Below are 25717 nucleotides of genomic sequence, written 5' to 3' on the forward strand. Positions count from 1 at the left end.
CTAGTTTCAGAGGGGCAGGAGTGGCCCACTTTTCAGGACGGCCATGAGGGGGTGTGGAAGGAGGAAGGACACGGATGGAGCCATCTACCCACCCTCGTGCAGCTGGTGATGCCTTGCACGTTCCCGTCCTCCTTGAGGAATGTATCGAGCTTCTGGAGCCATCTCTTGAGACCGAGCATCCGATCATGATTGACGGCACCCTCGGTATGGGCGGGCACAGTGAAGCTTTCCTCCAACGGTTCGAGCACCTCACGGTGATTGGGATCGATCGAGATCCCGAAGCCATCGAGCTTGCCAGCGAACGCCTTGCCAAGTTTGGTTCAAGGTTTCAGGCGGTTCAAGCCACCTACGATCAAATCGATTCCGTGGCGAAGGAGCTTGGGCATCAAGGAGCTGGGCTAGGCACTGTTGACGCCGTACTCATGGACCTTGGGGTTTCCTCACTTCAGCTTGATGAGCGGGAGCGCGGGTTTTCCTACTCGCACGATGCACCTCTGGATATGCGGATGGATACGGAATCGGGGCAGACGGCCGCAGAAATTCTGGCCACCGCTGACGTCCGTGAAATCACGCGAATCCTGTCTCACTACGGAGAAGAGCGTTTCGCCTCGCGGATCGCCCGCCGGATCGTGGACGAACGTGAGACAACCCCCATTACGCGTACCACTCAGTTGGCTGATTTAGTGAAGGCCTCCATTCCGGCGGCCACACGCCGAACCGGTGGAAATCCTGCCAAGCGTACGTTTCAAGCGCTTCGCATCGCAGTAAACGATGAGCTTGCGGTGCTGGAGCGTGCGATACCACGTGCGATTTCTTCGATCAGAGTAGGAGGACGCATCGCAGTGGAGTCCTACCATTCGCTCGAGGACAAGATCGTCAAGCGTGAATTCGCCGCGGGAGCTACGTCCACGACGCCGCCGGGCCTGCCGGTTGAGCTGCCGGGCCATGAACCGTACCTGCGATTGCTCACACGTGGGGCAATGAAAGCTGATTCAGGGGAGGCTTCGAAGAATTCGCGAAGTGCTTCTGTTCGTCTGAGGGCCGCAGAGCGGTTGCGAGAGGGAGGGACGAGTTCATGAGCGCTATTCCAGCGGGTGCACCGCGCCGATCTGGTGAACGCCAGGTTATCGGAGGGCTTCCGAAGCTTGCTCTTGTCCCAACTCCGGCCCCAGCACGCGGTCTGTACGGAACGATTCTCTTGTGCGCCTCGCTGTTTTTGGGCGCATTTGGCACAGTGTTCTTCCTCAATACCCAGATGGTGGCGTCCGCCTACGAGCTTCAGAGCGTCAATCAGCAGATCAACGAAGCGGCCGCCACGGAGGCTACTTTGACGGATCAGGTTGTGGGGATCTCCACTCCAGAAGGCCTGCAGAAGCGCGCAAATGAGCTAGGTCTCGTGCCCGCGGAGGACATCCGTCATCTCGATCTGACAACGGGTAGCGTAGTCTTACCCGCAGATCCCGATGCGCAGTTCCCAGATGCAGCGGATGGATCGGGGAACTAAGAATGGCGGGACACGAGGTGAAGACGGAGCCGTAATCCATGGCAGATCATCAATCTCTATCAGCTAGGTTGAAGGCTCCCTCCACTCACAGCCGCCGGCTGCGGATGTTGCTGACGGTTTTTCTTGTATGCTCCATCGTGCTGGGTATCCGCCTGGTGGACCTGCAGGGTGTGCGAGCAGATGACTTATCTGAATCGGCAGCCGAGTTTCGTACCCGTTCCTATACGCTCCAAGCCAGGCGGGGGAGCATCGTGGATTCATCGGGTGCTGTAATGGCAACGTCAGTTGAACGCTACAATGTTGCAGTTAACCAGAAGCTCATTGGCGAATACATCAAGTATGAGGAAGACGAATCGGGCGAGGTTGTCCCGGTTGGGACGGGCGCAGCTGCCGCGGCCAAGGAGTTAGCGCCGCTTCTGGACATGGATGAGGCAGAGCTTGGTGGCAAGCTTCTTGGCGGGGATGAAAAGCGCACGTTCGTGTACTTGAAGAAAGACATTTCGCCCGAACTGTGGCGCGAGATCCGCGCGCTCCGTATCCCCGGCATTGAACCGGAGCAGTTCATGAAGCGCGAATATCCCAACGGAAAGGTCGCGGGCAACGTCCTGGGTTACACCGGGCTGACCGGCGAGGCCACGGATGATGACACTGTTGAGACCGCTCAGGGGCAGGCGGGAATCGAGCGCTCGCTCAACGATGTCCTAACTGGTGAAGATGGAGAGCTGAGCGTCCAGATAGCTGGAGGGGCGGTTCTCCCCAACGGGGATCGATCCGAGACTCCGGCCGTGGACGGCTCCGACGTGATGCTGACGATCAACAGGGATTTGCAGGATAACCTCGAGACGGCCGTGGATAAGACGGTGGAGGATCAGGGGGCAAAGTGGGCGTCCGCCGTCGTTATAGAAATCGGGACCGGTAGCGTTCTGGCCCTTGCGGACTCTGATACCCCGGACCCATCAAACCTCTCTGACACGGATTCCTCGAACTGGGGCTCGCGGGCGGTGTCTGCTCCGGTTGAGCCGGGTTCGACTGGCAAGCTTATGACGTTCGCGGCCGCGGTTGACCAAGGGAAGGTAGAACCGCTCTCCACGTTCACGGTCTCCTCGACGCTGACTATGCCCAACGGTGAAACTATCAAGGACAACGAAACTCACGCCACTGAGGACATGACCGTGGCGGGTATCCTTGCGCTTTCTTACAACACGGGCTTGATCCAGATCGGCGATACGATCTCGGATGATACTCGGTTCGATTACATGAAGAAGTTCGGGATTGGCTCCAAGACGGGCATTGAACTTCCCGCGGAATCGGCGGGTATCCTGCACGATCCGTCTACGTGGGATAACCGCACTCACTACACCACGATGTTTGGCCAAGCATGGGCGGCCACTACGCTGCAGCTGGGGCAGATGGTTTCCGTGATCGGTAATGGCGGCGTGAAGGCTCCAGTGCACATCGTGGATACCGTCACAGACGCCGATGGAACCGAGCATCCCACTGTTGCCGAGGAATCCGAACAGGTGATTTCCCCCGAATCGGCCGATACCATGATCGAGATGATGCAGGCTGTCACGGATTCGCAATCCACGGGCTGGCGAGCCAAGGTGCCCGGCTACAATATCGCCGGAAAAACTGGTACGGCGCAGGTGCCAGACGAAAACGGTAACCTGACGAGGCGCGTGGGAACGTTCGTTGGCCTTGTGCCGGCTGAGGACCCTCAGATCGCGATTGCCGTGGCTGTCTATGACGCATCGGGTGCTGGCTACGGCGGTGATGTGGCTGCCCCAGTATTTAAGGATGTGACAACGTTCGCGGTGCGCCAGTTGGGCATTCCTCCCTCAACCGAGCCGCTCGTGCGTTTACAGTGGTATCCGGGAGAGGATGTGGACAATGACTGAGCTCGCTAGGCTAGCCGAGATTTCCGGTGGGAAGAGCGTGGGCGGGGCAACGATCACCGAGGTGACGTCTGACTCGCGCGCCGTGCCAGCCGGCGCCCTCTTCGCCGCGGTTCCGGGGCTGCACGTTCACGGCGCTACGTTCGCACAAGGCGCGGTTGCTAGCGGCGCCGTTGCGATCGCCACGGATGCTGAGGGCGAGCAAATCATCACCGAACAGATGAGCACGGTTCCTCCGCTCCTGGTGGTCCCAGACATTGCGGCGCGGCTTGGGGAGATCGCCGCCGAAGTGTATGGAAATCCGGCGCAATCCCTGACATCCTTTGCCATCACGGGGACAAATGGGAAAACCACTACCGCCTTCATGCTGGACGATATTCTCAATAAGGTGGGGCGAACCACCGGGTTGATTGGGACGGTGGCTGTACGGCTTGCCGGGTCCGAGATTCCAGCCGCGCTCACCACCCCGATGCCGTCGGACTTGCAGCGGGTTCTGGCGGACCTCGTTTCGCGTGGCGGCACAGACCTCGTAATGGAAGCTTCCTCGCACGCTCTGGCTCAGGGCCGCACGGATCCGGTATGCTTTTCCGTCGCCGGTTTTACGAATCTTACGCAGGACCACCTAGATTTCCACCACACTCTAGAGAATTATTTTGAGGCGAAAGCTTCCCTTTTTACGCCGATGCGGTGTGAAAAGGCTGTTATTTGTACCGACGACGAATGGGGCCTACGTCTCTGGCACCTCTCTAGGACTACGCTGAGACCGGAGAATGTGTACGCGTTGGCGCTCACATCGCCGTTACCGGATGGCGCTCAAGGATGGGATCTGGCCGAGATCGAGGAGCGGCCCGAGGCCACTGCAATCGACCTAGTGAGCCATGCGGGCCAGCACCTGCGTTTTTCCACCTCCCTACCCGGGAAGTTCAACGTGGCAAATGCCGCGCTGGCGGCCACGATGGCCGTGGTGGGCGGGGTTTCGGCGGCCGAGCTTCCGGAGGCTGTGGACCCGAAGGTGCCTGGGCGAATGGAGTCCATTTCCTCCCGTCCGCGCGTAATCGTGGATTTTGCACATAATACCGATGCGCTTGCCAAGGCCATCACTGCGCTGCGGCCAACAACTAGGGGGCGGCTCATCGTTGTAACGGGGTCCGCCGGTGAACGTGACAAGGGTAAGCGCCCGGCCATGGGCGCTACGGTTGGCAGGCTTGCCGATGTTGGCATCATTACAGATGACGATCCTCACGACGAGGATCCGGGTGTCATCCGCGCCGGAGTTCTTTCGGGGGCGAAGGGGCATTCTGCGCAGATCGAGGAAATCGCTGATAGGCGTCTCGCCATCCGCGAGGCAATTCTTCGGGCGCACCCAGACGATACAATTCTCCTTGCCGGCAGAGGCCACGAAACGATTCAAGAAGTTGCTGGCCAGAAGATTGAACTGGATGATCGGGTTGAAGCGCGCCGCGCTCTGGCAGAGCGGGACGTTGACCCAGAGGAGAAGACAGCGTGATTGCCGTAACTCTTGGACAGTTGGTGGAGGATGTTCACGGGACGTTCGCCGGTTCCGGTGAGTCCCTTGTGACTGACTTGAGCACTGATACTCGGACCATTGAGCCGGGATCAGTGTTTGCCGCCATCAAGGGGGAGCGTGTGGACGGCGCCGCTCTGGCTGGTGATGCTCTTCAGGCGGGTGCCGTGGCGGTACTGACCAGCGACCCGGCTACGGCAGCTCAGAGTGGTGTGCAGGATGATCAGATTATCGTGGTACCCGACGTTCAGCGGGCAATCGGAGATCTTGCGCGCGCTAACCTTGAGCGTACCCGGGCAACGGGCCGCCCCGATTTTAAGATTGTGGCTATCACCGGTTCAGTGGGTAAGACAACCACGAAGGATTTGCTGGCCTCGATTCTGGCCTCTCGGGGGCCGATCATTGCTCCCGTAGGATCGTTTAACAATGAATTGGGCTTACCCCTCACGGCTCTGAAGGCTGACGAGTCTACGGCCACTCTGGTGCTGGAGATGGGCGCCGATCACATTGGCAACATCGAATACTTGACGAGTATCGCGCCGCCGGACATATGCGCCGTGTTAATCGTCGCGCGCGCCCACCTGGGAGAATTTGGCGGAATTGAGAACGTAGCGCGGGCCAAGTCCGAGCTGGTGGTGGGAACTCGCGCTGGGGGTCCCGTTGTGCTCAACGCGGACGATCCTCGCGTTTTCGGGATGAGGGATCTGGCAAAGGGTCCTGTCACCACGTTTTCACCGTCTGGAAACGGAGATGTCTCCGCTCAGTCAGTCCGCGTGGATCCCGCTGGGCGTGCAAGCTTCACCCTTGTCACATCAGTGGGGCGTGAAAGCGTAAACCTCAGACTGGTGGGCGCCCACCATGTTTCCAATGCCCTTGCTGCGGCAACAGTGGCCCTCGTTATGGGGATCGACCTCCACACTATCGCTCGCGTGCTTTCCACAACGGGTCCTGCAAGCCCCCACCGTATGGACGTGCGCACGATTAGCGGCATCACCTTTATCGATGATTCATACAACGGAAATCCTGATTCGATGAGGGCAGGGTTTGCTGCCCTCGGGCACTTGGGCCGGGAAAGGCGACGCATCGCCGTTATCGGAGCCATGCTAGAACTTGGGGATGCAACTAACGACGAGCACGCGGCGCTCGCGAAAGTGGCAAAGGACGCCGGCGTAGCGATCATGATATGCGTGGGGGATTCGCATACTCTTGATGTAGCTGCTACTGCGGAGGGAATCGACGTGTTTAGTGCGGCGAGTCCCGAAGAGGCCATCGGGGTACTGCGTCACCTGCTTCAGGCTGGAGATGCAGTATTACTCAAGGGTTCGAACGGATCTGGGCTGTGGCGAGTAGCGGACGCCATGTTTGGGAAGGAGTCCTAGATGCTAGCGATCATGATTGCGGCGGCAGTTAGCCTCATTATTTCCCTTGCAGGAACCCCTCTCCTCATCAAGTTCTTAGTATCCCGCCAGTATGGCCAGTTCATTCGTCAAGATGGGCCAACAACTCACCTCACGAAGCGCGGAACGCCTACGATGGGCGGCCTTATCATTATCTTGGCCACCGTGCTCGGTTACGGCATCGCTAACCTAACCTCTGGCCGTGCCCCGAACGCTTCGGGCCTTCTCCTCATCTTTCTCATGGTTGGGCTTGGAGCCATAGGCTTTCTCGATGACTTCTCGAAGATCCGGCAAAAACAGTCCGAGGGGCTGACGCCGTGGGCCAAGATCATCGGGCAGGCCGCCATTGGCATTACGTTCGCGGTTTTGGCGCTGCAGTTCAGGAACGCGGATAACAGGACGCCCGCCTCAACTAGGCTGTCCTTCATCCGAGACTCCAATCTAGACTTGGCCTTTTGGGGCGCTGGTATTGGGCTTGTACTCTTCGTTATTTGGGCGAACTTTCTTATCACGGCCTGGTCTAACGCTGTCAATTTGACGGATGGCCTCGATGGCTTGGCCACCGGAGTCTCGATGGTCGCCTTTGGCGCCTACGCGATTTTGACCACGTGGCAGTCAAATCAGGCATGTCAGGGTGTGCTTGGCGCAAGCCCGGGTTGCTATGACATTCGCGATCCGCGCGACCTCGCGATATTCTCCGCCGCAGTCCTTGGAGCATGCTTTGGCTTCCTTTGGTGGAATACTTCTCCCGCCCAGATCTTTATGGGAGATACTGGCTCACTCGCATTGGGTGGCGCATTTGCGGGCTTGTCCATCTTCACCCACACCGAGTTCCTCGCGATCATCATTGGCGGAGTGTATCTCCTCGAAGTAATGTCAGACGTTATCCAAGTGGGATTCTTTAAACTCACGCGAAAGCGCATTTTTAGAATGGCGCCGCTCCATCACCACTTCGAGCTGAAGGGGTGGAAGGAAGTCACCGTCGTGGTCCGGTTCTGGATCGTTGCTGCCCTTTTCGCCGTGGTGGGCATGGGCATCTTCTACGCTGAATGGCTGGCCCAGCAGTGAACATCCCCGCGGCAGAATCATTTAACGGCCGTCGGGTCGCGATCCTCGGATTGGGGAAATCAGGTGTTGCCAGTCTCGAGGCTCTGTCCGAGCACACGGGCGCGATACTGAGCGCGTGGGATTCGAGCGTACAAGCCATCGATTCATTAGAGATCGGCGTGGATCGCTCCGGTAGCGACGAAGATCCCGTGAAACTCGCTCACGAGATCCTTCGCTGGCAACCCGACATTGTCATCCTCGCCCCGGGCATCCGGGAGGTCAGCCCTCTCTTCACCACTCTTGAGGATGCGGGAATCCCGCTGTGGAGCGAGATCGAGCTCGCTTGGCAGCTCCGCGCGGCGAGAGAAGGAGCATACGCTCCGTGGCTCTGCGTCACCGGCACGAATGGCAAAACCACCACGGTGTCCATGCTGGCAGAAATTCTTCAGCACGCGGGCCTTTCTGGTGCAGCGATCGGCAACGTGGGTTCACCCGCAGTAGCCGAAGTGACCCGGTTGGATCAGGATGCACCACGCGCCTTTGCGGTTGAGCTTTCGTCTTTCCAGCTCAAAACAACCCATAGCGTCTCACCAATAGGTGCCTCTTGTCTTAACATCGCCGACGATCATCTGGAATGGCACGGGAGCCGTGAGGCGTACTGGAGTGCAAAGGCTCGGGTGTATGAAAACACTCAGGTCGCGTGCGTTTATCCCGTTGGCGATTCGAGTGTTCAATCGATGGTTGATGGTGCCGATGTGGTTGAGGGCGCCCGCGCTGTTGGCGTGACCCTTGGTATTCCATCAGTGGGCGATGTTGGCCTAGTCAACGATATCGCTGTGGATCGAGCATTCGGAACGGCGCGATGGAACGAGGGTGTGGAGCTTTTCGAGCTCTCCGATCTGGAGCACCTCGCGCCCAGTGGCACTGAGTTGCCGGCACATATCGTGTGGGACGCGCTTACAGCGGCGGCGCTGGCACGCAGCGCTGGTGTTGAACCGCGGGCCATCCGCGCTGCCCTTTCCTCCTTCCAGGGGGGACACCACCGGATCGAGTTAATCGACACTGTGGATGGCGTTGCATACGTGGATGATTCCAAGGCAACCAACGCACACGCCGCACGCGCCTCGATCATGGGCTGCGCGGACTCATCGGTGGTCTGGATTGCCGGAGGGCAAGCAAAAGGCTCGCGATTCAACGATTTGGTGGATCAAGTTCGCGAGAAGCTCCAAGCGGTGATCGTGATTGGGAAGGATCAGGAACCCTGGCGGGACGCCCTAGAGGGTACCGACCTCCCAGTGGAGTGGATTGCGCCAGATTCGATCGATCCCATGGGGGAAGCCGTTCAGGCTGCTCATCGGATAGCACGGGAGCCAGCAACGGTGTTGCTGGCTCCCGCATCGGCTTCTATGGACCAATTCACGTCCTATGCAGCCCGGGGGAGCGCGTTCGCGGATGCGGTTCGGAGGATACGTGGCTGATGGTGAATCTTCCCGTATAACGTGGCTGCGCCGGGCAACGGGTGAATCCGAGGTGCGTGACATCATGCGCCAATCGGTTATCTCCACTCTGATTGCATCATTTGTCTTGCTAACCCTTGGCCTGGTCATGGTCTACTCTGCCACGGCTCCAGCCGGCATTAGGGATGCCGAAAGCGTGTCAATTGGGGCCTTTCGCACGGCCAATACACACCTCATATTGTCTCTGGTTGGTGTGGCCGTTGGGGGTGTCTGCTCCTTCATCCCCGTGCACTGGTATTCACGCCTCGCCAACTGGATGTTTGGACTGGGCATTTTGCTTCAGGCGTTAGTTCTGACCCCGCTTGGTGTGGGCGTGGGAGGCAACAAAAACTGGATCAAGATTGGTGGGGTCCAGCTCCAGCCGTCCGAGCTTCTCAAGGTGGCAACCATTGTGTGGCTGGCCGCCCAGTTGTCCAAACTTCATGCCGAACATCGGGGTTGGCGTGATTACATGGTGCCGAGCGGCATCGGGGCCGGTGCCGCCTTCATCTGTGTCATGTTGGGCGGCGATTTGGGAACTGGCCTGATTTTCATCCTCATCGCCGCGGGAGCCTTCTGGCTTGCCGATATGCCAGGCCGCTACTTCGTGGTGATCGGGGCACCGATCATGGTGATGGCCGGCTTCCTCGTGGCTATCTCGGACTCTCGGCGCACCCGTGTCTTTGACTTCGTGGGAAACCTGTTTGCGATGCCAGACTCGCAGCATCCCACCCAACCGGACTTCGCGCTGTGGGCATTTGGCTCGGGAGGTATTGGCGGATCGGGCCTCGGAACAGGTGCTGAGAAATGGCCCGGTAACCTTGCAGAAGCGCAAACCGATTACATCTTCGCCGTGGTTGGTGAAGAACTCGGTTTGGGTGGCTGCGCGCTTGTTATCTGTATGTTCCTTTTGTTGGCGTGGAGCCTCATCAGAGTAAGCATGAACCACCCCAGCAAGTTTGGCCGAATCCTCGTGGGCCTTGTTGCCGTCTGGATCTGCGGACAGGCGTTCGCCAATATGCTGGTAGTGACAGGGCTGCTGCCGGTTTTTGGAGTCCCACTGCCGTTCATGTCCCAAGGCGGAACCGCGGTGATCGCGGCGCTTTTAGGGATCGGGGTCAGTGTGTCCGCAATGCTATCTGTTCCGGGTGTACGCGATTCCTTTAAGGTCCACGGATCCATCGCTGAAGGTGCCCGTGCCGTATTGAAGAGGGGAAAGTGAAATGAGTGAAACTATTCATGCTGTTCTAGCCGGAGGGGGAACAGCTGGTCACGTGAACCCTTTGCTCTCCACGGCGATTGCGCTTCAGGGCCGAGGTGTCGAGGTGAGTGCCGTCGGAACCCCTGAGGGCTTAGAGACTGATCTTGTCCCTGCGGCGGGAATCGAACTGGACACAATCGAGAAGGTGCCGTTTCCACGCCGGCCAAATGGAGCCATGTTGGCTTTCCCAAGCAGGTTCCGCGCGGCCGTATCGCACGCGGACGAGATCTTGACCAACAGAAACGCCGATGTGATGGTGGGCTTTGGAGGCTTCGTCTCCACTCCCATGTATCTCGCGGCTAGGCGCCGGGGCATCCCTGTGATCATTCACGAGCAGAATGCGAAGCAGGGGCTAGCCAATCGCTATGGCGCACGGTTCGCCAAGGTGGTAGCCCTGACGTTTCCCTCTACCTCCCTTAAGGCGCGAGATGGCGAGACTGTGGCTATTGGCCTACCGTTGCGTCCCGCAATCGCAGAGCTTGCTTGGGAGCGTTTGACCGATCCTCGTGGGGCTCGCGTGAGTGCGGCACAGAAACTCGGGCTGGACCCGGATAAGACAACGCTCGTGGTTACCGGGGGATCGCTCGGGGCACAGCACCTGAACGAAGTGGTTGAGCAGTGCCTTCCGCTTCTCGCGGATGTTCAGGTGCTTCACCTCACGGGCCGTGGCAAAGATGGAGCTATTCGTCAGGCCACTGAGTCCATGCCTGATTACCACGTACTTGATTACCTGTCCGAGATGGAGAATGCCTACGCCGTAGCGGACCTTGTACTGTGCCGCTCTGGAGCGGGAACCGTGGCAGAACTGAGCGCGCTAGGTATCCCCGCGTTCTTCGTTCCACTCGCCATCGGGAATGGCGAACAGGAGCTGAACGCGGCGGATTCCATCCGAGCCGGTGGCGCACTCCTAGTCCGCGACAAACAGTTTGACGCTCAGGTAATGACCCAGCAGGTTATCCCGCTCCTCGCCGCCCCTGAGAAGCTCGCGGGAATGGGTGAGGCTGCCCGGGGTGTCAGCCCCGTGGACGCCGCGGAGAAGCTCGCCGATCTTGTGCTGAAAGTTGGGAGGTAGCCCGTTGGGTTATTACTTTATTGGAATCGGTGGGGCGGGAATGTCCGTCGTCGCCGAACTTCTTCTTGCTGAAGGCCAGAACATCTCGGGCTCCGATGCCAAAGCGAGCACCACAACGGACTATCTTGCGGGTCTTGGAATCAACGTATTTATCGGGCAGGACGCAAGTAACGTTCCAGAAGATGCAACGGTGGTGACCTCCTCGGCCATTCGCGAATCTAACCCGGAACTCGCCATCGCGAGGATGCGGGGACAGAGCATTATGCACAGGTCCGAAGCTCTCGCGCTGGCCTCGCGTGGACGCCAGTTCGTAGCGGTTGCCGGTGCACACGGAAAAACAACAACGTCTGCGATGCTCGCATCAGTGCTCCGAGAATTGGAGGGCGATCCTTCGTGGGCGATTGGCGGAACGGTGACAGGGATTGGGGCTGGCGGACATCGGGGAAGCGGCTCGGTTTTCGTTGCGGAGGCGGATGAATCAGACGCCTCGTTCCTGAACTATTCACCTCGATTGGAGATTGTCACCAACGTAGAGCCCGATCATCTTGATCACTACGGCACAGCTCAGGCATTTGAAGAGGCCTTTGTTGAGTTCGCCCATCGGCTCGTGCCCGGCGGCCTTCTGGTTGCGTGCACGGACGATCCCGGGGCGGCACGGTTGGCGGCTAGCGCCGCAACGGCCGGAATTCGCCTCGTGACATACGGCAGAGGCGAGGGGTTGAGCACGGCGGAGCGTCACGTGCGGATCAGCGAGGAGTCTCATAGCGGCGGCCGGGCCCGGGGTGTATTCAGTGATTCGACTGGATCCTATGACGTAGAGCTGCAGATTGTGGGAGCACATAACCTCCTCAACGCAGCGGGGACCTGGGCAGCGGCCACGGAGCTGGGATACCCCGGGACAGATGTGGCGCGCGCATTAGCAAGCTTCTCCGGGACCGGACGCCGGTTTGAGAAGCGGGGCGAAGCCGATGGGATCACCGTGATAGACGATTACGCCCATCACCCGACTGAAGTTGAGGCAACGCTGATGGCTGCACGGGAATACGCGGGCGAGGGCCGTGTGATCGCTCTGTTCCAGCCGCACCTTTATTCGCGAACCCAGAACTTCGCGGCGGAGTTTGCTCAGGCGCTCTCCTTGGCCGATCGGGCCATCGTCACGGCCGTCTACGCTGCACGTGAGGATCCGATTCCGGGCGTTGAAGGCAGCCTTATTTCGGATCTAATGGCCGGGGGCGAATTTGTAGAGGATCGGGCAGAAGCTGCGGCCCACGCGGCAGATGTGGCTAGCGCGGGTGATGTGATCTTGACAATCGGCGCGGGTGACGTGACTGAGCTAGGCCCGGTGATCCTCGAGAGAATCGCGCACCGATGAGAGCTCCCAAGCAGCCAAGGAAGCCGCACAGCCTCGGCGTCACGAGCGAGCGGCACGAGGGCGGGGAGATAAGCCGGGAGACCGTCCAGCGCGCCCGGCAAGATGCGGCGCCCACCTCGGAACTTAGCCCAGATGAAGCTCAGCGTGTGGCGAAATCTGTGGTGGGAAAGTGGGGAACACCTGCTTCGACGCCCAGCCCGGAGGAGCCTGAGCACAAGGCCAGTTCGGAGATTGCGAAGAAGGAAAGCCGCCCTAAGGTGACGGCTCCGAAGTTGCGGCTGCCGCGCCGGAGAAGGAAGGCGCCCCAGAGGACTGAGCTATCGGCACGGCGCGTGGAAAAGCAGGCTGAGCGGCGAAAGCTCATCGCTAAGCGAGCAGCGATAATCGGAGGAGGCATTCTCGCCGTTGTCATCCTCGTTTGGGCCCTGCTATTCTCCCCCCTTCTTGGATTGAAGGCGGACAAGGTGGAGGTGAGCGGTCTCGATTCGCAGGCGGACCTCACCGCGTCTCAGGTGCAGGAAGCAATGACTCAGTGGGAGGGGGCGCCGGTACTCCGGCTTCCTAGTGGAGATATTGAAGAGGGGCTAGTCAGCACATTCCCACTCATTGAGAGCGTTCAAGTTGGTGGGAAGCTTCCCAACGGCGCGAACGTAACCTTGAGCCTGCGAGAACCGATCGCGTGCCTGATCGAAGACAAGACCTGCGTGGCAATCGACGCCGAGGGCGTGAGGATCCCCGTTTCCGAGGAGGCAACCAGCGAGCTCCCGCATCTTAGCCTCGCGAAAGGGCAAGATGCAGCTGGAGAGGCCGCCACGAAAATGATCGATGTGCTTGATTCCCTTGAACCAGATACACGCAGCCAGGTCGAATCCATCTCCGTAGGGGAGGCCCTTCAAATGACCCTAGAGCTGAAGGATGGTGCCGAAGTGACTTGGGGGCGCTCAGAGAACAACGAGTTCAAGGCGGAGGTACTAGCGGTTCTCATGACGCAGGGAGCCTCCAGCTACGATGTCTCTGTGCCCAGCGCCCCGGTGACCGGCTGAGGGGAGTTTTCCTACCTGATTACTGGCAATTGCACGACACACCGCGCCGGTCATTGAACTGAGCAGTACTTCCCTCTACCTTTTCCGCGAAGTCAGATACGGAATACCTCAAGTTCTCCTTGAGGTCTGAAAGGAAGTGCCCATGCCAGCTATGAACAATGCTGCAAACATTAAAGTGATTGGAGTAGGTGGTGGCGGCGTAAATGCCGTTGACCGCATGATCCAAGACGGTCTGGTGGGCGTGGAATTCATCGCGGTGAACACGGATGGCCAGTCCCTCGTGAAGTCCGAAGCGGACACTAAGCTCGATATTGGGCGCGATGTATCCCGTGGGCTTGGGGCGGGCGCGGACCCCGCAATTGGAAAGCGCGCCGCAGAAGAAAACGTTGAAGTTATCCGGGCCGCCCTCGAGGGATCGGACATGGTGTTCGTGACGGCCGGCGAAGGTGGAGGCACCGGAACCGGTGCGGCTCCGATCGTTGCGTCGATTGCCCGGGAGCTTGAGGCCCTGACCGTTGGCGTTGTTACCCGCCCGTTTGAGTTCGAGGGCCTACAGCGCGCCAACAATGCGATGGCCGGTATTGATTCCCTACGCAAGGCTGTTGACACGCTCATCGTTATCCCGAACGATCGCCTCCTCGAGATTGCTGAGGATAACCTCTCCATCATTGAAGCCTTCCATCTGGCAGATGACGTGCTGAGGTCTGGGGTCAAAGGTATTTCGGATCTCATCACGATCCCGGGTCTCGTTAACCTCGACTTTGCTGATGTTAAGGCCATCATGAAGGACGCGGGTACAGCGCTCATGGGAATAGGTGCTGCTAGCGGTGAAGACCGTGCGATGCGGGCTACCGAGAACGCCATCTCTTCGCCGCTCCTTGAGGCCAGCATCGATGGTGCCCACGGAGTTCTTCTCTCCTTCCAGGCCGGGGCTGACTTCTCTATGAAGGAGATGTCCGGTGCTGCACGGCTCGTTAAGGAATCCGTTGATCCCAACGCCAACATCATCGTCGGAACAATCGTTGATGAGTCGCTTGGCGACGAAGTGCGTGTGACGGTGATTGCTGCCGGCTTCGACGAGCACATCGATCACTTGGTGCGCGAACCTCGCCAGCATCAAACCCATCAGGCGGTGCCTTCGGCCCCGGCGGCCTCCGCCGAACAGCCTGCTGCCAAGCGCGAGGAGCCTGCGGTGGCAACGCCGGCACGCCCCGTTGCGGATGCGCCCGCGGTCCCGCCGGTTGTAGAGGAAGATGCTCCCGCACGGGAAACAAACGATCTAGACATTCCCCTGTTCCTTTTTGAGGAGAACTAGGGAAAATTAGCCTTCGGCGCACCAGCGCCGATGGGACATCCTCGGGTGTCTGACTTCAGGTGGCCCGCACCGGTTGGCGCGGGCCACCAACACATATATCCGTACACCGATGGGGAACCGATGAACCTCGTATCGTGGACCGTTGACCGCCGAGTTCCTGAGGGCCGAGTGCGCGCGGGCTTCACGAGTAGGCTGGGAGGAGTATCCGCCAGCCCGTTTGCCAGCCTTAACCTTGGTTTCCACGTGGGTGATCACGCCGAATCTGTCCACCAGAACCGGCAGCTCCTTGCTCTAGAGATCGGCGCGCTTCCCGGATGGATGGATCAGGTGCACGGCACGTGCATCGGCCAGGCGCGCCCCGGTGAAACCCTCGAGCGGACCGACGGCCTTATTCTCGCCGAACCTCACCTAGTCCCCGCACATGCCCCCTCAACAGAGGCCGCCTGCGTCATGGTGGCGGACTGCGTCCCGCTCCTCCTTGTTCGCAGCGATGCCCCTGCAGCTGCGGCCGTTCATGTGGGTAGGGCAGGGTTCATGGGCGGAATCGTGGGTGTGGCTATCTCGAAGCTCGGCCGCCCAGAGCGCGTCACGGCGATCATTGGGCCATCGATCTGCGGAAATTGCTACGAGGTTCCCGAACCGATGCGCGAGGAGTCGCGGCGCATAGAGGAAGCAGCGGCCAGCAACACGAGTTGGGGCACGCCCTCAATCGATATCCCGGCGGGGATTCACGCACAGCTGAGCTCCTTGGGCGTAGCGGATGTGATCAACACGGGCATCTGTACTCGCGAATCGCCCGATTTCTTCTCGTATCGCCGTGCTAGCCAGACCGCGAATAAGACGGGCCGGTTTATTGGCATAGTGCAGGTTTTTCGCGACACACCTAGCTAACCTCGCCATGGTTGCAAGGCGGGTCTAATACCTTGAAAATTGCAGGAACTGAACTGGCAGAGGGAAAGTTATGGCTAAGAACGCATTCCAACGGCTCGTGAACAAGGCCTCCATTGCGGAGGACGGTTACGAGGATGAGTATTACGAAGACGATTTCGCGGATGTAGATTACTTCGATGACGAGCAGGAAGCGGATGTTACTCCGATTCGGCCAGTCGCATCGGGTGGAGACATCGCACGTATCATCACGGTGTGGCCGAAGTCCATTGATGGCGGTCAGGAGTTTGCTGATCCATACCGCAAGGGGATCCCGGTGATCCTGAACATGACGGCAGCGCCAGACCAAGAGCGCCGCCGCATTCTCGATTTCGCCATGGGCGTGTGCTACGGCCTACGCGGCAAGGTGAACAAGATCTCCAATGATGTGTTTCTCATGACGCCGCATCAGGTCACTGTTGAAACGAGCCATTCCGAGGAATCCTCAGCTTTCTAATATGGGAACACTTTTCACGCTGCTCGCGCTCGCGTGCGGGCTCTATACGATTGTCCTCGTGGCGCGAATTATTATCGACCTTGTCGTTAATATTTCTAGAGATTGGGCGCCGTCAGGTGCGCTTTTAGTCATAGCTAATGGTGTTTTTGCTCTAACGGACCCACCTCTGCGGTTCCTTGCAAAGTTCATCCCGCCGCTGCGACTGGGGGCTGTCCAGTTCGATATGGGCTTCCTGCTGCTCTTCATTGGCGTCCAGTTCCTTCAGCGGATATTCGTCTATTTGTCTTATATGTAGACACGACGCGCTCAACTTTAATCACTACATGAACACTTGCCACATTTTTCAGGTACGCTTTCCCTATAAGTGACTCAAACGGGCCACATAAGAAACTTGACTCAGAACATAGAGGTGAACACTCATGGCGCTGCTCACGGAACATGACGTCGTCAATATGCGCTTCAAGGAGCCTAGGTCGCTTGAAGAAGGCTACGATCAGGACGAAGTCGACTTTTTCCTCGATGAGGTTGCCGAGTCGATCGCCCAGCTCACGAAGGATAAGGCCGAGCTGGAGAATCAGCTTAAGGTAGCTCAGGCTCGGGCTACTGAGCTCGAGGGTGGATCCGGTGAAGCTGCGCCTGCACCCGATTCTGCAACGTCCACTGCGTCATTCCCGGCACAGACCCACGATGCTGAATCGGCAACTGGTCTCCTTGCGATGGCTCAGGAGCTGCACGATAAGCACGTGAGTGAGGGTAAGGCTGAAGGTGATCGCATCATCTCGGAGGCGAACGCTCAAAGCGAGCAGATCCTCGGCGATGCTCAGGACCAGTACAACCGTACATTGACGGCTTTGGAGCAGGAGCGTGGCCTCTTGGAGCGGAAGATCTCCGAGCTGCGCGATTTCGAGCGGGATTACCGCACACGCCTCAAGAGCTACTTGGAGTCGTTGCTCAGCAACGTGGAAGTAGGGCAAAACGGGGCAGATGGCCTTCAGGGCTAAGAGTCTTTAAATCGAACGGCGGTAGCATGAGCTACCGCCGTTCGTCGTGGATGCAGGAGAGAAGTGAGCGATTCTAAGAAGCGGCTACTGTGGGCCAGCGCGATTGCGCTAGCGACCGTCCTGCTGGATCAGTTGACAAAGCAGTGGGCCCTGTCTGCCCTCACTAGCGGCCAACGTGTCTCAGTCCTAGGAGATTTCTTCGGATTCCAGCTGTTTTTCAATTCAGGCGCAGCCTTCTCCCTCGGCACGGATTCCACCATCATCTTCACAATCATCGCCGCGATCGTTGTGATCGCGATACCGTTTATCATCAAACGGATCCCGTCATTACCTTGGGCAATCTGCCTTGGCCTCATCTGGGGTGGCGCTGCGGGTAACCTGATTGATCGTCTGGTGCGCGCACCAGGTGCGTTCCGCGGTCACGTCGTGGATTTCATGGCCTACTCTGATTGGTTCATCGGAAACGTTGCCGACGCCGCGCTAGTTATCGGTGTTATCCTCCTAATCGGTTTCTCGTTCCGGAGCGTTCCGGAGCCGGAGGAGGACGCGGATGCCGGATAGGAGGTTCTATCCGGTTCCCGACGGGCTTGTTGGGGATCGCGTTGATTCCGTGGTGGCTCGATTGACCGGCCTGTCCCGATCCGCTTGCGCGAAGCTGGTGGATTCCGGAGAGGTTCTAGTGGATGGCGTACCAACTTCGAAGTCAGAGCGCCTTATTGAAGGCCAAGTTATCGAAGTAGTGGTGCCGGATCCGGTTGTAGTCCGCCCGAAGCCCACTTTGGTGGATTTGCCGGTTTTGTTTGAGGACGACGACGTCGTAGTGATCAACAAACCCGCCGGACTCGCCGCTCACCCATCGCTCAACTTCGAGGGTCCGGATGTACTCGGCGCGCTCATGGCTCAGGGTGTCCAGCTCGCCTCTTCTGGGCCGCCCGAGCGTCAAGGCATCGTCCATAGGCTGGATGTCGGCACGTCCGGCTGCATGGTGGTTGCCAAATCGGAATGGGCATACTCCGTGCTGAAGCAGGCGTTCCGTGACCGGACTGTTAAGAAGATCTACCACGCACTTGTGCAGGGGCACCCAGATCCTATCGCCGGTACAATTGACGCCCCGACCGGACGCGATCACCGCCACCAGTGGAAGATGGGCATTCGCGCTGATGGACGGCGATCCATTACGCATTACGAGACCATCGAGGCCATGGCTGGCGGATCCCTCATGGAGGTTCATCTTGAGACGGGCCGCACCCATCAGATCCGCGTACACATGTCTGGCATTGGGCACCCCTGCGTGGGAGACGAGATGTACGGGGCGGATCCGACGCTTTCCGCCAAGGTGGGTCTTGATCGCCAGTGGTTGCACGCCGTATCTTTGGGCTTCCTGCACCCGGGAACGGGGGAGTGGGTGGAATTTTCCTCGGATTATCCTCCGGAGCTGACTCGTTGCTTGGAATTGATGCGTGAGGGGGTATATCGATGATCGAGCTAGTGACCACCCGTGCCCAGTTGGAACGGTGTTGGGCGATCCGATTTGCGGTATTTGTTGATGAGCAGCAGGTCCCCCTAGACGAAGAGGTGGATCAGCTTGATACCGCCCCTTCAACTATCCACCTGCTTGCCGTGGTGGACGGCAAGGACGTGGGGACACTGCGGATCCTCCCGGAAGAAGCCGGTCACTGCCATATCGGGCGGGTGGCGGTTTCGGGACTCGCACGTGGGACGGGCGTGGGCCGGGAGCTTATGGACCGCGCCCGTGAGATTGCATTGGAGCGCTGCGCGGATACCCTTGGGCGGGTACGGATCGAACTGTCTTCGCAGGAACAGGCGATGGGGTTCTACCGGGCGTGTGGCTACGGTGTCGTGAGCGGAAAACGTTATCTTGATGCGGGAATCTGGCATGAGGACATGGCGCAAGAGGTGAGTCTCTCATCCACTGGTGAATAACGTGTGGGACGGGCCTATTAGACTGTCACCATGGCTCAGGATTTTGCTCATCTTCACGTCCACACGGAATACTCAATGTTGGATGGTGCCTCGAAAGTCAAGAAGCTGGTGGCCGAGGCAAAGGCGCAAGGCCAGAAATCGGTCGCGATCACCGATCATGGGTACTGCTTTGGAGCCTATGAGTTTTACAAGGCGGCAAAGGCCGCTGACATCAAGCCGATCGTTGGTATTGAAGCTTACCTGACACCGGGAACGTCCCGGTTTACTTCTAACCGCGTGCTCTGGGGTGATGAATCGCAGCGGCCCGATGATGTGTCTGCTCGCGGCACGTACACGCACCTCACGCTCCTGTCTGAGAACAACACTGGGATGCACAACCTATTCCGGATGGCGTCTCAGGCCTCCCTAGAGGGTCAGATGGGCAAGTATCCTCGTATGGACATGGATCTGCTGGAGCAGTACCACGAGGGTCTGATTGCAACGGCCGGGTGCCCGTCCGGTGAGGTTCAGGTTCGCCTCCGGCTGGGCCAGCACAAGGAAGCGCTCGAAGCCGCCGGCAAGATGCAGGATCTGTTCGGTAAGGACAATTACTTCGTCGAATTGATGGATCATGACAATGAGATCGAACGGCGGGTGCGTAACGATCTGATTGAGCTTGCCAAGAAGATCGATGCCCCGATTCTGGCCACCAATGATTCGCACTACGTGGGGCCGGGGGACGGCGCAATCCAGGATGCCATGCTGTGCATTAACTCGGGCTCCAACCTGCAAGATCCCAACCGCTTCACGTTCGATGGGACGGGATATCACCTGCGTTCCAGCCAAGACATGTGGGATCTGTTTGGTGACGTCCCGGGTGCCTGTGAGAACACGCTCATGGTTGCCGAACGGTGCAACGTTTCCTTCACCACCGCCGATGAGGGCGCGAACTATATGCCCGTGTTCCCCGTCCCTGACGGAGAGGACATTACGTCCTGGTTCGTCAAGGAAGTTGAGCGCGGCCTGCACCTGAGGTTCGGCGATAACATTACTCAGGATGTGCGCGAACGCGCCGATTACGAGGTGGGCGTGATCACCCAGATGGGGTACCCGGGATACTTCCTCGTGGTGGCCGATTACATCAAGTGGGCGAAGGAGCACGGTATTCGGGTGGGACCCGGCCGTGGGTCCGGCGCGGGCTCGATGGTTGCCTACGCCCTAGAGATCACCGAGCTTGATCCCATCAAGTACGATCTCCTGTTCGAGCGATTCCTTAACCCCGAGCGTGTCTCGATGCCCGATATTGACGTGGACTTCGATGAGCGCCGCCGTGGCGAAGTGATCGAATACGTTGAGCAGAAGTATGGGGCGGACAAGGTCTCTCAGGTGGTGACCTTCGGGACGATTAAAACCAAGCAGGCACTCAAGGACGCGGCCCGCGTTCAGGGCTATCCCTTCGAGATGGGTGAGCGGATGACGAAGGCCCTGCCCCCGGGCGTTCAGGGCAAGGACATTCCGCTTTCCGGCGTTTTCGATGAGAACAATGACAGGTATCAGGAGGCCGGAGATTTCCGGCAGCTCGTCCAAACGGACCCGGATGCGAAGCGCGTGTTTGATCTGGCCTCGGGCCTAGAGGGGCTGACCCGGCAGTGGGGAGTGCACGCCTGCGCGATCCTCATGAGTTCGGTGCCCCTCACGGACGTGATTCCCGTGATGAAACGCCCCGCGGATGGCGCCGTCATCACTCAGTTCGAGTACCCGTTGTGCGAGGAACTGGGGATCTTGAAGATGGACTTCCTCGGGCTGTCCAACCTGACCGTCATTGACGATGCCCTCCACAACATCGAGATGAACGATAAGGAACCCCTGAAGATCGAATCGGTTTCCCTCGAGGATCCGGCCACATTCGGGCTTTTGCAGCGGGCGGAGACTCTCGGCATCTTCCAGCTAGATGGCGCGGGAATGCGCGTGCTCCTGAAGCAGATGAAGCCCACGGAGTTTGAGGACATCTCCGCTGTGAGTGCCCTGTACCGCCCCGGCCCGATGGGAATGAACTCCCACACGAACTACGCGCTACGCAAGAACGGGCTTCAGAAGATCGAGGCGATCCACCCGGAGCTGGCGGAACCGTTCCAGGAGATTCTGGGTACCACCTACGGCCTGATCGTGTATCAGGAGCAGGTGATGCAGATTGCTCGAACCTGTGCCGGATTCACCATGGGAGAAGCGGATACGCTCCGTAAGGCGATGGGCAAGAAGAAGCTTGATGTGTTGGAGAAGCAGCGCGAGGCCTTCTCCAAGGGCATGATGGATAACGGCTACTCCAAGGAGTGCGTAGACACTCTATGGGGCGTTCTTGTTCCCTTCGCTCAGTACGCCTTCAACCGCTCGCATTCGGCCTGCTACGGCCTGATCTCGTACTGGACCGCCTACCTTAAGGCGAACTATCCGGTGGAGTACATGGCCGCCGTCCTCACCTCGAAGAAGGACAATAAGGATAAGCTCGCACTCTATCTGGCCGAAGCCCACCGTATGGGCATTCAGGTGCTGGTCCCTGATGTAAATGAGTCTCTTGCCAACTTCTCGGCCTCCGGGGAGCAGATCCGCGTCGGGCTGTCCGCGGTACGTAACGTGGGGACCAACGTTGTGGACGGCATTATCAAGGCACGCGAGGAGAAGGGCGCCTTCACATCCTTCCAGGACTTCCTCGATAAGGTTTCGCTTCCCGTGTGCAACAAGCGTGCCATCGAGTGCCTTGTGAAGGCTGGTGCTTTCGATTCAATGGGTTACACCCGCCGCGCACTTCTTTCCCGCGTGGAAGAGGCTGTGGATTCGGTCGTGTCATTAAAGAAGAATGAGGCTATCGGCCAGTTCGATCTCTTCGGTGGTGCGGGTGCGGACCTTGGGAACGGCGTGGACGTAGTGATCCCCGATCTTCCGGAGTGGGACAAGAAGGTCAAGCTGGATCATGAGCGCGACATGTTGGGGCTCTACGTATCCGATCACCCGCTCTCCGGTATGGAGCACGTGCTTGATCGTGCCGCGGACACCACGATCGTTCGCCTTATGAATGACGAAGAGCCGGTGGATGGCTCAACGGTTTCCCTTGCCGGACTCATCACGTCTGTTCAACCGCGCGTCTCGAAAAAGAACGGCAAGTTGTGGGCCACCGTTACTCTGGAGGATCTCTCGGGGAGCACGGATATCAACTTCTTCCCGCAAACGTACCCGACGGTTTCTACCATGCTGGTGCAGGACACTGTAGCTATCATCACCTGCCGGGTACAGGTGCGGGACGGATCGATCCAGCTTTCGGCTCAGGGAATGCAGTTGCCTTCCAATGACCTCATGCCGGATTCGCCGCTGGATCTACGGTTGCCCGAACGCATGTGTACGGGCCAACTTATGGGGTCTTTAGCTGATGTTCTGCGCTCTTATCCAGGGCAGGCGCCTGTGCGGCTGCACATTGAGAAACCGGGCACCACAACCGTTGTTCAGGTTGATCGGCAGTTCTATGTGAGCCCCACGGCAGGAATGATCTCAGACCTGAAGGTATTGTTGGGGCGTCATTGCTTCGTCTAGATCGCGGCTACCTCGACGGCGATTTCGCCGTCGGCCAGAATAAGGGAGACGATATCGCCGTTGCTGAGGTGATGGCCGCGGTGCGTCTCCACTTGGCCGTTCACGGTGATATCGCCCATCTCGATCATCTCCCGCGCCTGACCGCCGGTTTCTGCGAGTGAAGCGAGCTTCACGAACTGGCCGAGCTTGATGGGAAGAGATACTTCGATGGAATTCACTGTCACTCCTGGACTTCGCTGAGGACGGGTTCGCGCTTGGACTGGCGCACCTTCACGTACACAAGGATACCCAAAACTAGTAGGCAGATGGCCGCGATGCCGGCGGGGGAGCCGGCCGCGGCAGAGAGCATCGCACCCCACACGGCAAAGCCCACTGTGGAATAGATGGCGGCCCACGCGAGCCAGCCGGGTGTTGCAGCCACAATCCAGCGCCCGAGCGTAACTCCGAATGCGCCGGCACCAATGCATACAACTGTCTGAACGCCAACAGTGAGGAAGCACAGGGGAATTGCAATGAGGCCGCGGCTTCGAACAATCTCGATGCCGTGCTGGGTGGATTCCGAGTGGGTCCAGTTCCAGACCTTTAGAGACAAGGTTCCGCCTGGCTGCTGCGCCTTAAATACGAGGTGGTGGCCGTAGCGTCCCAGACCGTAGGTGGCTGTAGATCGAAGCGAAACTACTAGGAAGAGGAAGAGATATACCCCGATGAACGGACCGTCACTGATGAAGTCGGGTATGGACATACTCAAGAGTGTAGTGGTTCCAGATTGTTTGCGACACTCGCGGCCCGACTCAGGCTATCTCTGCTGTAGAATGCCAGTTGGTTAGGGACGGTTACGCTTGGGCAGCCTGACATTGCGCGCACAGTCCCCAGATCTCGATTGTGTGGGCGGTGACGATGAAACCCGAATTCGCGGCCGCCTCCTGCATCCACTTTTCCACCTGATCTGCCGCTACTTCCACCGTCCGCCCACACTGTGTGCACACGATGTGATGGTGGTGGCGTTCGGTATCGCAGTGCCGATACAGGGTCTCTGAATCGGATCGCAGAACGTCCAGCCGCCCCTCATTCGCCAACGACGTTAGTGTGCGGTACACCGTGGCAAGTCCGATCTTCTGTCCGATGCTTGACAACTGATCGTGCAGCTCCTGAGCGCTGATGAACTCGGGTGTGCTCTTCATCAGCTCAATGATTGCCGTGCGTTGAACTGTGTTTCTGCTAGTCATCTGACTCCCTTGAACAAGGCTCGTTGGAGACAACCGCCGCGCGCCGGGATCGCCTCACGCCTTCGATACTGAGGTTGGTAATTGCCACGACGGCGTAGAGCCCGATTAGCAGCATGACAATCGTGGCACCCGGAGACGCAGCCACATGATAGGTGATGATGAGTCCGGCTAGGCACGCAACTACCCCGATAGCTTGAGCGATGTACATCGTCCGGACGAATGAGGAGGAGAGTAGCTGCGCCACCGCAACGGGAACGATCATGATGGCAGAAACCAATAGGACTCCAACCACCCGCATCGAAACCGAAACGGTCAGCGCGGCCACTACTGCCACGAGGATGTTCAACGCCCGCACGGGCAACCCGCTAGAGCGCGCGAATTCTTCATCGTGGGAGAGCAAGAACAGAGGCCCGCGCAGCCCCAAGCCAATCAGGAGGATCACGGCGGCAAGGGCCACGGTGTATCGAACATCTGCCGTAGAAACAGTGGCGATGGAGCCGAACAGATAGCTGGTCAAATTGGTGGTGGTGCCCCCGGCAATGCGGATTAGCAAGACGCCTCCCGCGATCCCACCGTAGAAAAGCATGGCAAGCGCAACGTCTCCGCCTGTCCGCCCACGCGAACGGACAACCTCAATCAGAATCGCTCCGATCAGCGAGGCAACGATGGCGCCGGGGATGGCCAACACGTCATTGGGAGACAGCCCCATAGCTCCTGCCGCGAGCCACCCGAGTGCAACTCCCGTGAGCGAAATGTGCCCGATACCATCGCCCATGAGCGCCATGCCCCGCTGCACTAGGTAGGTTCCCACAACGGGTGCGGAGATGCCCACGAGCACCGCAACGATAAGCGCTCGCTGCATGAGGGGAGAGGAGAGCATCTCAATCATGAAATCTCCGTTCGCAGGACCGGCGCGTGGTGCGGTGTGGGTTCCGCATCCACGTGATGGTGATCCTCACCATGTTCTCCGGGCGCACCCACGGGAGGGCCGTCGAAGGTCACGTGGCCGTCTTCCAACACGACGGTGTGATCGATGAGCGGGGCGAGTTCCCCTAGATCGTGCAGGACGGTCACGATCGTGACGCCCGCCCGGTGCAGTCCCTCTAGAGTTTCGGCCAATTGTTCACGGGATTCGCGATCGATCCCTGCCAGGGGTTCGTCAAGAATGAGGAGGTCCGGCTGGCGCACGAGGGCGCGAGCTATCAGAACCCGCTGTGATTGCCCGCCGGAAAACACTTGAACGTGATCGTTGGCGCGATCTTCAAGCCCAACGGCTCCAAGGGCTGCCAGAGCTTTGCGCTTGGCGCTTGGCCCACGATCCGCCCACAGGCTCCGCGGTCCGAGCAAGCCAGAACGCACCACCTCGAGCGCGGTGGCTGGAACACCGGAGGCTGTGGCTACCCTCTGGGGAACATACCCCATCCGGCTCCACGGAACGCTCCCACGCTTGTGGATATCGGTGCCGAAAATCTCGACTCCGCCCCGGCTCGGCGGCACAATCCCCACCATCGTTCGGATGAGCGTCGATTTGCCGGACCCGTTGGCGCCAAGCACCGCGACGGTCTCGCCTTCGGCAACCTCCACGCTGACATTGTGGAGGATTCGTGTGGAGCCGAGAATCACGTCAAGGTCCCGTGTGGATATTGCTGTCATATTTCTCTTCAATTAACGAGT

Annotated in this window: 25 protein-coding genes; 20 read left to right on the forward strand and 5 right to left on the reverse strand. The window is 59.0% G+C overall.

The features are described 5' to 3' along the window. Window positions 1-74 precede the first annotated feature (74 nt). The 20 genes from rsmH (at window position 75) to dnaE (ending at window position 22817) form a co-directional block, all read left to right on the forward strand. The gene (gene rsmH / locus DD236_RS10260; RefSeq protein ID WP_109094298.1) at window positions 75-1079 is read left to right on the forward strand and encodes a 16S rRNA (cytosine(1402)-N(4))-methyltransferase RsmH; all 1005 of its coding nucleotides are present in this window, start codon (window positions 75-77) and stop codon (window positions 1077-1079) included. Next, window positions 1076-1504: a cell division protein FtsL gene (ftsL, locus tag DD236_RS10265; protein ID WP_109094299.1), complete on the forward strand. Its 429-nt coding sequence runs from the start codon at window positions 1076-1078 to the stop codon at window positions 1502-1504. The genes rsmH and ftsL overlap by 4 nt, the downstream gene beginning before the upstream one ends. Window positions 1505-1542: 38 nt before the next feature. Then, a complete protein-coding gene (locus tag DD236_RS10270; RefSeq protein ID WP_109094300.1) occupies window positions 1543-3402 on the forward strand; it encodes a peptidoglycan D,D-transpeptidase FtsI family protein in 1860 nt (619 codons plus the stop codon). Next, a complete protein-coding gene (locus tag DD236_RS10275; RefSeq protein WP_243410284.1) occupies window positions 3395-4906 on the forward strand; it encodes a UDP-N-acetylmuramoyl-L-alanyl-D-glutamate--2,6-diaminopimelate ligase in 1512 nt (503 codons plus the stop codon). The genes DD236_RS10270 and DD236_RS10275 overlap by 8 nt, the downstream gene beginning before the upstream one ends. Continuing rightward, window positions 4903-6303, forward strand: a complete 1401-nt coding sequence (locus tag DD236_RS10280) for a UDP-N-acetylmuramoyl-tripeptide--D-alanyl-D-alanine ligase (protein ID WP_109094302.1) — start codon at window positions 4903-4905, stop codon at window positions 6301-6303. Before DD236_RS10275 ends, DD236_RS10280 begins: the two co-directional genes overlap by 4 nt. Continuing rightward, window positions 6304-7389 carry a phospho-N-acetylmuramoyl-pentapeptide-transferase gene (gene mraY, locus DD236_RS10285; RefSeq protein WP_109094303.1) on the forward strand — a complete coding sequence of 362 codons (1086 nt, stop codon included), beginning with the start codon at window positions 6304-6306 and terminating at the stop codon, window positions 7387-7389. Then, window positions 7371-8846 (forward strand): UDP-N-acetylmuramoyl-L-alanine--D-glutamate ligase, encoded by a 1476-nt coding sequence (gene murD / locus DD236_RS10290; protein WP_109094304.1) that lies wholly within the window; start codon window positions 7371-7373, stop codon window positions 8844-8846. The genes mraY and murD overlap by 19 nt, the downstream gene beginning before the upstream one ends. Continuing rightward, entirely contained in the window at window positions 8839-10086 is a 1248-nt protein-coding gene (locus tag DD236_RS10295; RefSeq protein WP_243410288.1) for an FtsW/RodA/SpoVE family cell cycle protein, read from the forward strand. Before murD ends, DD236_RS10295 begins: the two co-directional genes overlap by 8 nt. Before the next feature lies 1 nt (window position 10087). Beyond that, a complete protein-coding gene (gene murG, locus DD236_RS10300) occupies window positions 10088-11197 on the forward strand; it encodes an undecaprenyldiphospho-muramoylpentapeptide beta-N-acetylglucosaminyltransferase (protein ID WP_109094306.1) in 1110 nt (369 codons plus the stop codon). A gap of 4 nt (window positions 11198-11201) precedes the next feature. Then, window positions 11202-12569: a UDP-N-acetylmuramate--L-alanine ligase gene (gene murC, locus DD236_RS10305; RefSeq protein WP_109094307.1), complete on the forward strand. Its 1368-nt coding sequence runs from the start codon at window positions 11202-11204 to the stop codon at window positions 12567-12569. After that, the gene (locus DD236_RS10310) at window positions 12566-13612 is read left to right on the forward strand and encodes a cell division protein FtsQ/DivIB (protein ID WP_109094308.1); all 1047 of its coding nucleotides are present in this window, start codon (window positions 12566-12568) and stop codon (window positions 13610-13612) included. The genes murC and DD236_RS10310 overlap by 4 nt, the downstream gene beginning before the upstream one ends. Before the next feature lie 142 nt (window positions 13613-13754). Further along, window positions 13755-14927: a cell division protein FtsZ gene (gene ftsZ, locus DD236_RS10315; RefSeq protein ID WP_109094309.1), complete on the forward strand. Its 1173-nt coding sequence runs from the start codon at window positions 13755-13757 to the stop codon at window positions 14925-14927. A 120-nt stretch (window positions 14928-15047) separates the two neighbouring features. After that, complete coding sequence (locus DD236_RS10320; protein ID WP_109094310.1) at window positions 15048-15818, forward strand: purine nucleoside phosphorylase YfiH/LACC1 family protein; 771 nt, start codon at window positions 15048-15050, stop codon at window positions 15816-15818. Between the two features lie 70 nt (window positions 15819-15888). Continuing rightward, window positions 15889-16311: a cell division protein SepF gene (locus DD236_RS10325; protein ID WP_109094311.1), complete on the forward strand. Its 423-nt coding sequence runs from the start codon at window positions 15889-15891 to the stop codon at window positions 16309-16311. Between the two features lies 1 nt (window position 16312). Further along, window positions 16313-16606: a YggT family protein gene (locus tag DD236_RS10330; protein ID WP_109094312.1), complete on the forward strand. Its 294-nt coding sequence runs from the start codon at window positions 16313-16315 to the stop codon at window positions 16604-16606. A 124-nt stretch (window positions 16607-16730) separates the two neighbouring features. Next, the gene (locus DD236_RS10335) at window positions 16731-17312 is read left to right on the forward strand and encodes a DivIVA domain-containing protein (RefSeq protein WP_109094313.1); all 582 of its coding nucleotides are present in this window, start codon (window positions 16731-16733) and stop codon (window positions 17310-17312) included. Between the two features lie 63 nt (window positions 17313-17375). Continuing rightward, window positions 17376-17873: a signal peptidase II gene (gene lspA / locus DD236_RS10340; RefSeq protein WP_243410289.1), complete on the forward strand. Its 498-nt coding sequence runs from the start codon at window positions 17376-17378 to the stop codon at window positions 17871-17873. Next, window positions 17863-18792, forward strand: coding sequence for an RluA family pseudouridine synthase (locus tag DD236_RS10345; protein ID WP_109094314.1), 930 nt, complete (start codon window positions 17863-17865; stop codon window positions 18790-18792). The genes lspA and DD236_RS10345 overlap by 11 nt, the downstream gene beginning before the upstream one ends. Then, window positions 18789-19256 carry a GNAT family N-acetyltransferase gene (locus DD236_RS10350; protein ID WP_109094315.1) on the forward strand — a complete coding sequence of 156 codons (468 nt, stop codon included), beginning with the start codon at window positions 18789-18791 and terminating at the stop codon, window positions 19254-19256. The genes DD236_RS10345 and DD236_RS10350 overlap by 4 nt, the downstream gene beginning before the upstream one ends. A 30-nt stretch (window positions 19257-19286) precedes the next feature. Further along, window positions 19287-22817, forward strand: a complete 3531-nt coding sequence (gene dnaE / locus DD236_RS10355) for a DNA polymerase III subunit alpha (RefSeq protein ID WP_109094316.1) — start codon at window positions 19287-19289, stop codon at window positions 22815-22817. Here dnaE and DD236_RS12335 read toward each other — a convergent pair. From DD236_RS12335 to DD236_RS10375, 5 genes are all read right to left on the reverse strand, one after another. Further along, window positions 22814-23041, reverse strand: coding sequence for an RNA-binding S4 domain-containing protein (locus DD236_RS12335; protein WP_243410290.1), 228 nt, complete (start codon window positions 23039-23041; stop codon window positions 22814-22816). The two genes, dnaE and DD236_RS12335, sit on opposite strands and share 4 nt — an antisense overlap. Beyond that, window positions 23038-23559, reverse strand: coding sequence for an SNARE-associated domain-containing protein (locus DD236_RS12340; RefSeq protein WP_243410291.1), 522 nt, complete (start codon window positions 23557-23559; stop codon window positions 23038-23040). Before DD236_RS12340 ends, DD236_RS12335 begins: the two co-directional genes overlap by 4 nt. 91 nt (window positions 23560-23650) lie before the next feature. Continuing rightward, window positions 23651-24043, reverse strand: coding sequence for a Fur family transcriptional regulator (locus DD236_RS10365; RefSeq protein ID WP_109094318.1), 393 nt, complete (start codon window positions 24041-24043; stop codon window positions 23651-23653). After that, window positions 24036-24932 (reverse strand): metal ABC transporter permease, encoded by an 897-nt coding sequence (locus tag DD236_RS10370; protein ID WP_109094319.1) that lies wholly within the window; start codon window positions 24930-24932, stop codon window positions 24036-24038. The genes DD236_RS10365 and DD236_RS10370 overlap by 8 nt, the downstream gene beginning before the upstream one ends. After that, window positions 24929-25696, reverse strand: coding sequence for a metal ABC transporter ATP-binding protein (locus tag DD236_RS10375; RefSeq protein WP_109094320.1), 768 nt, complete (start codon window positions 25694-25696; stop codon window positions 24929-24931). The genes DD236_RS10370 and DD236_RS10375 overlap by 4 nt, the downstream gene beginning before the upstream one ends. Window positions 25697-25717 lie beyond the last annotated feature (21 nt).

This window comes from Ancrocorticia populi, assembly GCF_003123745.1.
GTDB classification, from domain to species: domain Bacteria; phylum Actinomycetota; class Actinomycetes; order Actinomycetales; family Actinomycetaceae; genus Ancrocorticia; species Ancrocorticia populi.